The following is a 12367-nucleotide window of genomic DNA, read 5'->3' as shown; positions in this document are numbered from 1 at the left end:
CGGCCGCAGGAGCATTACAGCTTTGCGGCCTCTTTTTTTAATTTCGCAAGCGCGTTTGTCACTTTTCCAAATTCGGAGGCGTGCGGGCGGTCATCGCCGTCCTTATAGCCGTAGTCGACCATCCGGTTTCTGTTGAGGCAGAGCTTCGTCAATTCCGGCTTGAATAAGTCGAACAATTCGAAGCGCTCACGCAGTTCCGGGAATCTCTGCTGATAATTCAAAATCGCATCAGCCAAAGCTTTCCACAGACGCTTTTCAGGAAGCAGACCGTCATTTTCCAAAATGTTGGCCACATAGCGCAAATGGCAAATGAAAAGCCCTGTAAAGATAAACTGCACAAGCCCTTCCGGCGGCTCACTTCTGAGAACGGCTTTTAAATCTTCTGTCAAACCGCTCAGTTCAGGAAGCGGCTGGTCGCTGATATTGACGTCATCAACAAAATCTTTAATCGCCAGCCTGTGCGGCTGATGATCTTTTAAAACGAGAATCGTATTTTGTCCGTGCGGTGAAAATACGGTTCCGTAACGGTACATAAAATGCAGAAGCGGCGGCATCACGGTGTTAAACAGCTTTCCGATCCACTCCTCCGCTGACAGCCCCGACTTTTCGATCAGGCGCCTGATAAACGGCACGCCGTCTTGATCGATGTATGTTAAAGAAGCGAGTGTAACAGGCTGCTCTCCATCTTCCAAATACGTATAAATGCTTTCTCTGAAAATAGCGCCGAGCATTTCCAAATATTGATACGGGGCTTTTTCAAGAGCATGATAGTATGGGTGATCAACGTTCAGACTGGCATTTTCGCCCGGCAGGATCACCCCGCATTCGTCTTTTAGAAATGCGTCGTTTTCGGCGATCCCTTTAATATGTTCAGTAATTCTCGGGGCGATCACCGTCCGTTCCGACGGCAGTCCTCTGTATACAAGCGTATTTAAAATGCTCATCGGCAGTTTAATATGATGCTTGTGTTTGTTTGTGATGTTTGTAAAGGTTCTGATCGATTGCTGCGGCAGGTACTCGTCTCCGCCTTCCCCTAAAGGAATGATCGCTTTTGAAGCAATTTCTTCTGGAAACTGCTGAATGATCGTATTTGTCCACTGCCATTCGTGGACGGGCAGATAATAATAGTCTTCACTGTCTGCGCCCTGCTTTTCTATCACTTTAGCGAATTGCCTTAAAGTCAGCTCATCAAGCTCTTTGTGAATCAGCGTTTCATAATCGAGCCCTTCAACCGAGTGGAATGACGCGGTCTCTTTGTGTACAGCGATCCACAGCAGCCGTTCGGCTCTCTGATTTTCCGGTGCAAACCTGAGGTAGTCATCATAGCCAAAACCGATTCTTCCTTTGTTGTAGACGATCCACGGATGGCCTGTCATCTCGCCTTCAATCACAGCATAATCGGCTTCGGTCAGCTCGTCAGCCGTAAGCGCATCCTTTGCCAAAAGGTGGGCATCCGCCAGCATCGTATGGTTGAACTCCTTGATCAAATGCCCCGCTGTTTCCGGGCTCATCGGGATATGCGGCTGGATATCGAGGAGAAATTCAATCGCGCTTACGTGTTTTGTCCATTGTCCGTCCTTGAAGACTTCAATCGTCTCCGGCACCGCGTCAAAACTGTCAAACATGCGGGGTTTGGCGGCAAACCGGTACACCTTATCCTCCGCCGTTCTCAGTTCATAGCGGTTGATGCCGTCTTCAGTTTCAATGAAATCGGGCTTAATGATATCCTCATACATATATTCAGAAAGCATCTTCGCCAGCAATCGCCGATTGACTTCTCTCCACCTGTCAGGATCGAGGACCCTCTTTAATTCATCTTGAAACAACATGAAAATGCCTCCTTTATGAGCCGTTTGGCACAGCTGTTTTTTCCGCGATTCCTGTTCCGAATGTCTGGAAGACCGTTTTATGGCTGACGGTGTATACTTCTCTCCCGGCTAGCTGATTGATGATCACCGAGTTCCGGTAAGCGCCGAGTCCCAGGTCAGGTGCACCGACACCGTGCGTGTGCAGCTCTCCGTTTTGAACGAAAATATGGTTTTTTGATGTTACAGCTGTCACCAGTCTGTAGTCGCGCGTAATGACATAGCGGCCGCTCGCGTCCTTTTCAATCAGGCTGTCAACAGGTGCCAGACATTCCGGCAGCCTCTCTTTATAGCCCGTCGCCAGGACGACCACATCCGCCTGCCGCTCAAACCGGTCTTCATTCACCCGGTTTACGCAGTGTAGAATCAGCGTTTCCCCATGCTGTTCGATCTGCTCGACTTCTGTCATGGACTGAAGATCAAAAGCCGCTTCCCGCCCTCCGCAGGTCCGCTCATACAGCAGATGATAAATATCGCTGATCGTCTTCGCGCTGATTCCTTTATAAAGAAGATCCTGCTGCGTTAGCAATTCATCTTTTTTCCACTGCGGAAGCTGATAGAAAAAATCGATATAGTCAGGCGAAAAATATTCGAGACCGAGGTTCGAATATTCCATCGGGAAGAAGCCTTTTGAGCGGGTGAGCCAGCTGACATGCTCCGCTTCATCTTCACCGACCAGGTCATAAAACACCTCGGCTGCGCTTTGCCCGGAGCCGACGACGGCCACCCTTTTCCCTTTAAATCCGCCGGGCTTTTTCATTAAGTACTCGGCTGAATGGAACACCGAGCCCCCCAAAGCCTCTGAGAGCGCATCGGGAACGTGCGGGCCCGTCCCAATGCCAAGCGCAATATGCTTCGTGTAATATACGGCTTCCCCGCCGTTTTCCCGATTCGCGACCCGCACCTTAAAAATCGTATCCGGGTTCGATTCAATGAGTGAAATGCTTTCGACATTCATCCCGAAGCGGCACGAGTCGAGCTGTTCTGCCACCCAGCGGCAGTAGTGGTTGTATTCCTTTCTCGGAATATGAAAGTCTTCGAGAAAATAAAAAGAATACAGACGGTTATGCTGCTGGAGATAGTTTAAAAAGCTGTATTCGCTTGTCACATCGGCCATGCTCACTAAGTCGGCCAAAAACGGCACCTGCAGTGTCGTCCCTTCAATCAGCATGCCGGGATGCCAGTTAAAGCTTTCGTTCCGTTCAAAAAACAGCGCATTGATCTCAGACACGGAATCAGCCAATGCGGCAAGGCCGAGGTTAAACGGCCCGATACCGACGCCGATGACATCATATACATCATTGGGTCTCTTTGTAGAGTTCATCTTTTTTCTCCTTTTCAAAAAAACGTTCTCGTTCGCAAAACATCAATAATCCGGTTTTATCAGGGAGATTCACAGGTTTAATAGGGCGAAACCCGCATTTTTCAAAAACATGAATCATTTTTTTGTTGCGGATATCCGGCTCTGCGATGACCTTTTTTGTTTCAGGCTCGGCAAATTGCATGCTGACCATCGCTTTTAAAAGCGGAAGGGCAAGACCTTTTCCCAAAAACGCTTTTTCTCCGATCAACAGGTGGATGCCCTGGTCAAAAGGTTCATTGTCATAGTGGTGTTCAATGACGTCTCCCTTGACCCAGTACGACTCCCAGTAGCTCATCGGCACACCGTCGATAAAGCCGATGTACAGCGTTTGGTGAGGGTCTGTGATGGCCTTGTGAAAATGGGCTTCAAATTTTGCAAACGGCATGTTTAAATGCCAAAACGGGATGACATGCTCCTCCTGCATCCAGCGGTAGACGAGTGGTACGTCTCTTTCATAGTCCGCTTTTTGAAATGTGATCCGGTCATTCATTGGACAGCCGCCGCCTCCTTTAAAAGCGGATTGTTGACAGACGTATAGCGAGACTGTGTTTCAAGCGAGCCTGTCAGCTCATCCATGTCGTAAAATCTCGTCAGCAGATTGGCCTTGCACGGAAGCTCCGCAAAACGAAGCAGGCTGTCCGTCAGCTCTGTGATGCCGTAAATTTGTTCCGCTTTTTCAAGCCGCTCTCTGATCATGGACAGGAGCGTTTCTTCCCGGATCAGCCCTTCGCAGCCAAACCCGTTTACCAGCCCAAACAAATGGTTGAAGAAGAAATAATAGCGCAGTCTCTCTACAGCCACGCTGTCCGAGCAGATCGTCTCGCTCCTTTCGCTCAAGCCTTCGATCAGCTTGGAAAGAATCTCGGCTTTTGATTCGCTGTAATAATAGCCTTGGTTGTCCCTGTAGTAAAACGTCTGCGGATAGCCGTTTTTTAAGCGGATGACGGCGTTTTGCTGGTGCGCTTCAATCGCCAGCCCGTATATTTCAAACAGCCATAAAACAGGCTCAAGCGAAATCGACAAGTATTTGTCAAACCAATCGATGCTCACTTCTTCCGTCGTCCGCCCTTCTTCTAAAGCGAGCCCGCGGATGACAGAGGACAGCCGCGACTCTTTTCCGTAGGCGTGATCCTGGCAAAGCCCGGCGATCAGACATGCCGAACGGTCGTCTTCATAAAACGGATTCTCCCTGATCACGACTTCAAAGCCGGACTCCCCATTCTCTCCTCGAATGGAAATGTAGGCAGGATCTGTGATGACACGAAAGCCCGGAAACTCCTGTTTCAACCTTTGACCGAGCTCTGTCTGAAGCAGCCGGGCCATTTCAACACCTCTGTCCAATTCTTTCTGCTTGTTCACACGAAGCGAATTCGTGATTTTAATCGGCACCGAGAATTTGTACATATAGCGCGAGTGCTTGCTGTAGACCGTGCGGACGGAGGATGTCGCCGTAAACGTCCGTCCTTTTGCGCCGAGATATGTAAGGAGACCTTGAGCGATCAATTTTTGCACATACGGCTCCTCTAACAAGGCTCTCGCTTGGAGCGGGTGTGCGGGAAGAAGCGCAAAGTCCGGATCGGCCGTTTGCTCATTCAGCCACGCATTGTCAATCATCGGGTCGTTTTTCAATTCCTCTTGAATGACTAGCGGCGCTTTTGTTCCTCCACTTGAATCGTGCAGAACGAGCGTGGCATGCGCCTTAAAGTAATGAAGCTGAAACTCCCCTCTCAATTCAGGTGAGAAGATGTTTTCCTCTTCAGGTTTCATCCCCTGCCTGCTTTTTGGCGTCGGATGCATCAGGTGGCCGAGCAAGAGCGACTGCTCCGCTTCGATAAACGTAAAATCAGCGCGGCTAAGCTCACTTTGATCATCGGCCCGTTCTTCAACATAACGGCTGATATTGCGGCAGCTCAAAATAACTCTGAGCATGAATTCATCCTCGGCATTCCCGCGGTTTTGCTGAAGAAGCAATTCCTTTGAAGCGAGGGAGACGAGCGTCACATAGTCGAGCAGAAGCGGCTTTCTGTTTTGGGCTGTTTGATAGTAAAGCGGAAATGAGAAAAGGTGCCTTCCCGTCTTCGACCAGTACTTGATCGGAACGATCAGCTCGATCTGCTGGCGCTTTAGCGGGACAATCAGCGTTTTTTGAGAGCCGTCCGCGATCTCACGGGTTTCGATGCCGGTTTCACGCAAATAGCAATTTAAAAAGCTTTGAATTGTGGCGTTTTCTGCTATTTCTTTAAATGAACTCATCCTGTTACCCTCCTGCTATTCGTATAAAGACTTGCCAGCTCTTGAATCCTGCCGAGAATGTCGTCAAGATCCGAAAGCGTCGTCCGCGGATTCAGCAGCGTGAATTTTAAATATGTTTTCCCAGCTGCTGCCGTCTTGGCGATCACCGCCTGTCCCGTTCTGAACAATTCTCTGTGGATACATTTATTCAAACGGTCGTTCTCCGCGTCGTCTTCTGAGGCGAGGCAGCGGAAGACGACAGCGTTCAGTTCAGGGTGCGGATTCAGCAGTTCGAACCGATCGCTTGCTGAGATTTTTTCCGCTGCCGCTTCAGCCAATGCGAATGTCCAGTCAATCATCTCGGCGAATGTATCTTCTCCAAGCACACGGAGCGAGACAAACAGCTTTAAGGCGTCAAAGCGCCTCGTCGTCTGAATCGATTTATTGACGAGATGAACGATTCCCTCCGCTTCATCTTCCTCAGGATTTAAATAATCGGCATGATAATCAATCAAGCGGAAATGCCTTCTGTCTTTTACAAGAAAAGCGCCGCAGCTGACCGGCTGATAAAACTGCTTGTGGAAGTCGACACTGATTGAGTCGGCTCTGTCGATCCCGGCCAATTTATAGCGGCGGGTTCTGCTCAAAATCAGCGCCCCGCCATACGCGGCATCAACGTGGAGCCAAAGCCCGCCAGCATGCGCGGCATCCGCAAGCTCGGAAAGCGGATCGATGCTTCCGAAGTCCGTCGTACCGCATGTTGCAACAATCGCAAATGGATGTAAACCCGATTCCTTCAGCATAGCGGTTTTTTGCTTTAAATCGTAAAGGCTCATCCGCTTTTCATCATCGGTATCGACGAGCACGACGGCACGCTCTCCGAGTCCGAGCTGGGAAGCCGACTTTTTCACGGTGAAATGAGCATCCTTTGAACAGAGAATCCGCAGCCTGTTCGCTTCCGGCGGCAGACCGTCCTTCTGTACGTTCCAGTTCCACTGCTTTTCGCAGAAGGCATCGCGGGCCAACAGAAGCCCCATGTAATTAGACTGTGTCCCTCCGCTCGTAAATGTTCCGTCAGCATCCTTTCCGTACTCGAACTTTCGGCAAAGCCACTGCACCATTTCTTCCTCGATCAATGAAGCCGCTCCGCTTTGATCAAACGAATCCATCGACTGATTCAGCACGCTGATCAGCATCTCTGCAGCGAGCGCCGGGATCAGCGGCGGACAGTGAAGGTGTGCAGCGCATTTTGGATCTTCAACATGAATCCGGTGCGGCAAATAGGCGTCCTTCAGATCCTTGAGAACACCCGCAAGCGGTTCTCCCGCTTCCTGAAACGAAAACAAGTTTTTGATTTCGAGATCCAATTCATTCGGCATCTTCCCGCTGTAGGGCTTCGTCTTGTTCTTCCAATCGGCCCACAGCGTCTCTACAGCGGCCTCGACCGCGTCACGGTATGCTTTGATCCCCTGTTCGCCGTTGTGCATGAACAGGGAATCAAAGTTTTTCTGTTTACTTGACTGCTTCATAGACGGCCTCTCTGAAGATCGTGATAATATCGTCGATTTGCGCCTCTGTTACGATGAGGGGCGGCAAGAAGCGGATCACGCTTCCGTGGCGGCCTCCTGTTTCAACGATCAGTCCTTTTTCAAAGCATTTTCTTTGAATCACGCTTGCAAGCTCCGCATCAGCCGGATAGCTGCCGTTTGCGTTTTGCTTTTTGTGCGGTGCGACAATTTCGGCGCCGATCATCAGCCCTCGTCCCCGGACATCGCCGATTTCAGGAACGTGTTCCTGAATGTCTTGCAATTCCCGCATGAGCTTCGCACCGACTTTTTCTACATGTGATAGTACATCGTGCTCTCTTATATATTTTAATGTTGCACTTCCGGCCGCCATCGCCATCTGGTTCCCTCTGAATGTGCCGATGTGCGCCCCCGGTCCCCACTGATCAAGGTCTTGATCATAGATGACGACGGACAGAGGAAGGCTTCCGCCGATCGCTTTTGAAAGGACGATGACATCCGGTATAATGCCGGCGTGCTCGAACGCAAACATTTTTCCGGTTCTGCCGATGCCGGTCTGCACTTCATCGATGATCAGAGGGATTCCGCGTTCTTTTGTGACCCTTCTCATTTCTCTTATCCATTCAGCCCGGGCCGGAACCGTGCCTCCTTCTCCTTGTACGGCTTCAAAGATCATCCCGGCCGGCTGTAAAACTCCGCTTTCCGGATCATCCAGCATATTTTCGATATATGCGCTCGACAGCTTGTGGCTTGCCTCTCCTCCTCTTCCAAACGGACAGCGGTATTCATACGGATATGGCAGGAAATGCACGTCAGGCATGAGTCCCTGGACGTTTTCCTTTGGAGATAAATTCCCGCTCAGCGCCATCGTTCCGTGAGTTGCTCCATGATAGGCGCCGTGAAACGACAAGATCGTTCTTTTCCCCGTTGCTGTTTTGACAAGCTTGAGAGCGGCTTCGATCGCATCGCCGCCGGTCGGACCGCAAAACTGTATCTTCGCCCGTTTGGCAAACGCCTCAGGAAGGCTTGCAAATACTTCATTGACAAACTCTTCTTTAATTTCCGAAGTAATATCAAGGGTGTGCAGCGGGCGTTTTTCATCAATCATTTTTTGAATCGCTTCAATCACAACTGGATGATTATGGCCAAGCGCAAGCGTCCCCGCTCCTGCCAGGCAGTCATAATATTGCTTTCCATCCGCATCAGTCACCAGGACGCCTTCCGCTGTTTGCATGGCAAGCGGAAATCTTCTCGGATATGAACGCGCATTAGATTCTCTTCTATTTTGCTGCTCCAAAAACACTTGATTTTTAGAACTCGTTTGTACAGGCATAGAAAGCATTCCTCCAATTGATAAAGATTATCATTTTCAATGACAAAAAAAGTGTATATTTTGTGACACCGGCATGTCAATAAGATTCAGAAAAATAGGACGTTTCTCATAACGAGGCAACATGAATATTTCCTCTGCTGCACATTCATCTGCTAATATGAATCAATAGTTCCTTGAATGATATGTTAATGGAATTTTATGGACTGTTTTTAAATAACGCGAGGCCTGAAATGTAAAGCGTGGCGGCTGCTGAACGTCGATTTTTCAGCAGCCGGTACAGCCGGGGCTCACATGAGTTTCCCGGCGAGTTCTGCGATCGTTTGAATGCTGTAGCGAAGCTCTTCCAAAGAGGCGTACGAATAGGACAATCTGATACTGTATTTGGCTTCCTTATCGTAGAGGGTGCCGGGATTGATGAGGATGTTTTTTTGTAATGCTTGTTCAAACAAAGCGCTGAGCGAGAGCGGTTTTAGAAAGGTGACCCAAATGTAAAACCCGCCTGAGGGCTTTTCCCAGCGGGCGATTCCTCTGCAATAGGTCTCAAGACACCGGATCGCCTCATCCCGCCTTTGTCTCAGTTCGCTTTTGATCCGGCTGAGATTTTCATCATAAAGCCCGCTTGAAAGCCACTTTGCAGCCGCCCATTGCGACAATGAACTTGATCCGTAGTCAGTCTGCATTTTAATATCGGCCAGCCTCTCGATGACGGGCTCTGGTCCAGCAACCCAGCCGATGCGGAGGCCGGGGCTGACGGTTTTCGATAATGTGCCGACATAAAGAATGCTGCCTTCTCTGTCCATGGCCTTCAGCGGCGATGACGGCGGACCGTCAAGCTGCAAATCGCCGTATGCATCATCTTCAATAACAGGGAGTGACAGCCGCTTGCTGACTTGAATCAGCTCGCGCTTCCGATCTTCGGACATCAGTTTGCCCGTCGGATTGTGAAATGACGGAATCGTGTACAACAGATCGGCGCCATGCCGTTTTTTTACCGCCGGAATGACGGATGGGTCTAATCCCCCGGCATCCATGGGAAGCCCGCAAAGCCGCATGTCCATCGATTGAAAAACGTGCAGCGAGTACAGATATGACGGCTTTTCCGTCAACACGACGGCTCTCCGCTTCAAAAGGCCGATCGATATGAGCTGCAGCGCCTGTAGTGCTCCGGAGACGATCAGAATCGAATCGGCCGATACACGCACACCCTTCCGGCTCAGATGCTCCGCCAGCACCTCTCTTGTATAGCGGTTTCCTTTCGGTTCTTCATACCCGAGCATCAGCCTTTCAGATGCGGCGCCGCGCAGAATCTTTTCCATCTGTTGATAGGGCAGCAGTTCAGGCGCCAGTTCACCTGTGCCGAGCCTGATGATTCCTTCTGCAAACTCCTGCCTGTTGATTTCCTGAACCGTCATTGAATTGGGGCGGTGAATCCCCGAGCGTACATAACTCGTCCAATCGAGCGGCGGCCCCGCCGTCAATCCTGACCATGTTTGATTGGCCACCTTTGTGCCTCCGCCACGGTTGCCTTCAAGAAGCCCTTGGGCTGTCAGCTCGTCAAGAGCCTCGGTCACCGTGCTTCGATTCACTTGAAACATGGAGGCCAGCTTACGTTGGGAAGGGATTTTCGTCCCGGCCGGCCATTCCCCTTGCAAAATCTTCTCTTTTATAATCTGTTCGATTTGCTGGTATAGCGGAATGTCTGAATGTCTGTTCAGCTGTCTGTGCACTTCAGGTTCAGCTCCTTTTTTAAAGGATAGCATTTGGCTGGGCAATTAGGCCAGCCAAATGGCCGGAGACATTCCCCGTTTCTTGCTCTACAATAAAACGGATGTTTTGAATGAAAGGGGTTTTTGCAGTCATGAACGCAGCTATTCACGGAATCATTCTCGCTTTTGGACTGATCTTGCCGCTCGGCGCGCAAAATGTCCTGATTTTTCAGCAAGGAGCTTCATCATCAAGCATTTGGCGGGTTATGCCGCTTGTCATCGCCGCATCGTTGTGCGATTCCCTCCTGATTATCCTTGCAGTCACAGGAATTTCCGCGGCTGTCGCCGGTCTTCCCGAAGTTAAAATTATCCTTTTGGCCGGAGGCGTTCTGTTTCTCATTTATATGGGATGGGCCACATGGAGAAGCAAGCCAGCAGTGGGAAGCGCGTCCGAATCTATGCCGGCCAAAAAGCAAATCGCCTTTGCAGCGGCCGTGTCGCTCTTAAATCCGCACGCCTTGCTCGATATCGTCGGCGTGATCGGCACGAACTCTTTAGCGTATGAAGGTGCTGATCTTTGGCTGTTCACCTGTGCATGCATGATGGTTTCGTGGCTATGGTTTCTGGGACTCGCCGCAGCGGGAAGACTTCTCAAACAGCTCGATTCACAAGGGTTCGTACTGACCTTGTTCAACAAAGGATCTGCGGCTGTCATGTGGGGGCTTGCCGCCTACCTCGGCGCCTCGCTGTTTACCTGATTTTGAGAAACGCGGCTTCTGTCCACATAAACCTGAGAAGCAGCGAGCACAATAAGGACATCTCGACAAGGTCCGGTAACCTGGCATTGATCAATCGCTGATGAGGGATGTCCATGTTTCGAAAATATAAAAAAAAGGGAGCCGGATTGCGGAGCGCTCCCATTACAAGAGATGCCCTTCTTGATGCCACCGCCGGTATGGCAGATGCGGTGATCGAAGAGCATGAAACAAAAGGCGGACAAAAAGCAGTATTTTACTATTTACATACCATCATTGACCGGGTGCTGTTGCAGCAGTCGATCATCAGGCCTCTGATCATGAGCGGTGAAGAAGAGTCAATATATCGCTGTTTAAAATCCTTTGTTTTGCACGTGGAACCGATCGTATCTTTAGAAAGCGCAAAAGAGTGGCTGATGTCCGGTTCGATCATCATCCATGATCCGGTTCAGCAGCAGTGGTTTGCCATTCCCGTTGAAAATCGGGTCGGCCGGCAGATTGAACCGTCTCAAACAGAAACGGTGATGTACGGTCCGAAAGACAGTTTTACCGAACAGCTTGATGTTAATCTTTCTTTGCTGCGGCGCAGGCTGCCTTTAACCAATTTAAAAGCGGAAAGGCTGACGGTCGGCTCGCTCAGCAAAACATCCGTTGTCATCGTTTATATTGCCGGATTAACCAATCCTCAATTAATTGAGGAAGCCAGAAAAAAAATCGCGGAAACCGATTTTGACATGATCTTCGATTCTGCACAGCTCACTGAATTGATTGAAGATCATCATCATTCGATTTTCCCGCAGTTCCAGCAGACCGAGCGTCCCGACATTTCCGCATACAATTTAAGCATTGGCAAAATCGCCATTTTGGTCGACCAGACGCCGTTTGTATTACATGCACCGATCACGTTTTTTCACCTTTTTCACTCCGCCGAAGATTATACGACGCGCTGGCCGGTTGCCAGCTTTTTTAGAATGCTGCGCTACACCAGTTTTTTTCTGTCTATTTTGTTAATACCTTTGTATGTCGCCTTGTCGACTCATCATTATCATATGTTTCCGCTCCAGATCCTTTACGTGCTGATCGAATCAAGAAGCAAAGTACCGTTCAGCCCGTTTTGGGAAGCTGTCCTTATGCTGCTCGTCATCGAAATTATCAAGGAAGCCAGCGTGCGGATGCCGACAAAATCAAGTTCAACATTGGGTGTCATCTCGGGGATTGTCATTGGGGAAGCGGCGGTGCAGGCCGGCTTTGTCAGCAAAGTACTGATCGTTTTGGTCGGCATCTCAACGGTCGCGTCATTTTTGGTGCCCAACTACATCGTCGCTAAAGGGCACACTATGATTCATTTTACGATGCTCGTGTTCTCCGCCTGCCTCGGTTTTTTCGGATTGATCTTCGGAATGATCGGGCTGTTTGTTCATTTGAACGGGCTCACTTCGCTCAAGCAGCCTTATTTTGCACCGATTACTCCATTATATTGGCGCGATTGGCTCGATCTTTTTCTTCGAAGTCCATTGATTTGGCTGAAAAAGCGCCCCGAATATCTGCATCCCCTGCAAAAATGGCGGTACGTAAAAAGGAGATGAA

At 49.8% G+C, this 12367-nt stretch carries 9 protein-coding genes; 2 read left to right on the top strand and 7 right to left on the bottom strand.

Features of this window, described 5'->3' with window-relative positions; translation table 11 throughout:
* Window positions 1-14: 14 nt before the first annotated feature.
* From BTA31_RS07295 to BTA31_RS07265, 7 genes are all read right to left on the bottom strand, one after another.
* Window positions 15-1829 carry an IucA/IucC family protein gene (locus BTA31_RS07295; protein ID WP_076790423.1) on the bottom strand — a complete coding sequence of 605 codons (1815 nt, stop codon included), beginning with the start codon at window positions 1827-1829 and terminating at the stop codon, window positions 15-17.
* Between the two features lie 13 nt (window positions 1830-1842).
* Window positions 1843-3189, bottom strand: a complete 1347-nt coding sequence (locus BTA31_RS07290; RefSeq protein ID WP_076790421.1) for a lysine N(6)-hydroxylase/L-ornithine N(5)-oxygenase family protein — start codon at window positions 3187-3189, stop codon at window positions 1843-1845.
* Window positions 3164-3718, bottom strand: coding sequence for a GNAT family N-acetyltransferase (locus BTA31_RS07285; protein ID WP_076790418.1), 555 nt, complete (start codon window positions 3716-3718; stop codon window positions 3164-3166). The genes BTA31_RS07290 and BTA31_RS07285 overlap by 26 nt, the downstream gene beginning before the upstream one ends.
* Window positions 3715-5481 carry an IucA/IucC family protein gene (locus BTA31_RS07280; protein ID WP_076790416.1) on the bottom strand — a complete coding sequence of 589 codons (1767 nt, stop codon included), beginning with the start codon at window positions 5479-5481 and terminating at the stop codon, window positions 3715-3717. Before BTA31_RS07280 ends, BTA31_RS07285 begins: the two co-directional genes overlap by 4 nt.
* On the bottom strand, window positions 5478-6989 hold the full coding sequence (locus BTA31_RS07275; protein ID WP_076790414.1) for a pyridoxal phosphate-dependent decarboxylase family protein: 1512 nt from the start codon (window positions 6987-6989) through the stop codon (window positions 5478-5480). The genes BTA31_RS07280 and BTA31_RS07275 overlap by 4 nt, the downstream gene beginning before the upstream one ends.
* Window positions 6973-8319, bottom strand: coding sequence for an aspartate aminotransferase family protein (locus BTA31_RS07270; RefSeq protein ID WP_076790412.1), 1347 nt, complete (start codon window positions 8317-8319; stop codon window positions 6973-6975). Before BTA31_RS07270 ends, BTA31_RS07275 begins: the two co-directional genes overlap by 17 nt.
* Window positions 8320-8606: 287 nt before the next feature.
* Complete coding sequence (locus tag BTA31_RS07265; RefSeq protein ID WP_076790895.1) at window positions 8607-10079, bottom strand: aminotransferase-like domain-containing protein; 1473 nt, start codon at window positions 10077-10079, stop codon at window positions 8607-8609.
* 98 nt (window positions 10080-10177) lie between these two features.
* Between BTA31_RS07265 and BTA31_RS07260 the strand changes: the two genes are divergently transcribed.
* The gene (locus tag BTA31_RS07260; RefSeq protein WP_076790897.1) at window positions 10178-10783 is read left to right on the top strand and encodes a LysE/ArgO family amino acid transporter; all 606 of its coding nucleotides are present in this window, start codon (window positions 10178-10180) and stop codon (window positions 10781-10783) included.
* 113 nt (window positions 10784-10896) lie between these two features.
* Window positions 10897-12366 carry a spore germination protein gene (locus BTA31_RS07255; protein WP_076790410.1) on the top strand — a complete coding sequence of 490 codons (1470 nt, stop codon included), beginning with the start codon at window positions 10897-10899 and terminating at the stop codon, window positions 12364-12366.
* Window position 12367: the final 1 nt, after the last annotated feature.

It is taken from the genome of Bacillus haynesii (genome assembly GCF_001969855.1).
Lineage (GTDB): Bacteria > Bacillota > Bacilli > Bacillales > Bacillaceae > Bacillus > Bacillus haynesii.
Note: the sequence above shows the minus strand (reverse complement) of the source record. Positions and strands in the feature narration are given on the sequence as shown.

Bases quoted from the DNA above. Each gene is read 5' to 3' on its own strand.
- BTA31_RS07290 (WP_076790421.1), bottom strand. From the start codon at position 3,189: ATGAACTCTACAAAGAGACCCAATGATGTATATGATGTCATCGGCGTC.
- BTA31_RS07275 (WP_076790414.1), bottom strand. From the start codon at position 6,989: ATGAAGCAGTCAAGTAAACAGAAAAACTTTGATTCCCTGTTCATGCAC.
- BTA31_RS07285 (WP_076790418.1), bottom strand. From the start codon at position 3,718: ATGAATGACCGGATCACATTTCAAAAAGCGGACTATGAAAGAGACGTA.
- BTA31_RS07280 (WP_076790416.1), bottom strand. From the start codon at position 5,481: ATGAGTTCATTTAAAGAAATAGCAGAAAACGCCACAATTCAAAGCTTT.
- BTA31_RS07295 (WP_076790423.1), bottom strand. From the start codon at position 1,829: ATGTTGTTTCAAGATGAATTAAAGAGGGTCCTCGATCCTGACAGGTGG.
- BTA31_RS07270 (WP_076790412.1), bottom strand. From the start codon at position 8,319: ATGCCTGTACAAACGAGTTCTAAAAATCAAGTGTTTTTGGAGCAGCAA.
- BTA31_RS07265 (WP_076790895.1), bottom strand. From the start codon at position 10,079: ATGCTATCCTTTAAAAAAGGAGCTGAACCTGAAGTGCACAGACAGCTG.
- BTA31_RS07260 (WP_076790897.1), top strand. From the start codon at position 10,178: ATGAACGCAGCTATTCACGGAATCATTCTCGCTTTTGGACTGATCTTG.
- BTA31_RS07255 (WP_076790410.1), top strand. From the start codon at position 10,897: ATGTTTCGAAAATATAAAAAAAAGGGAGCCGGATTGCGGAGCGCTCCC.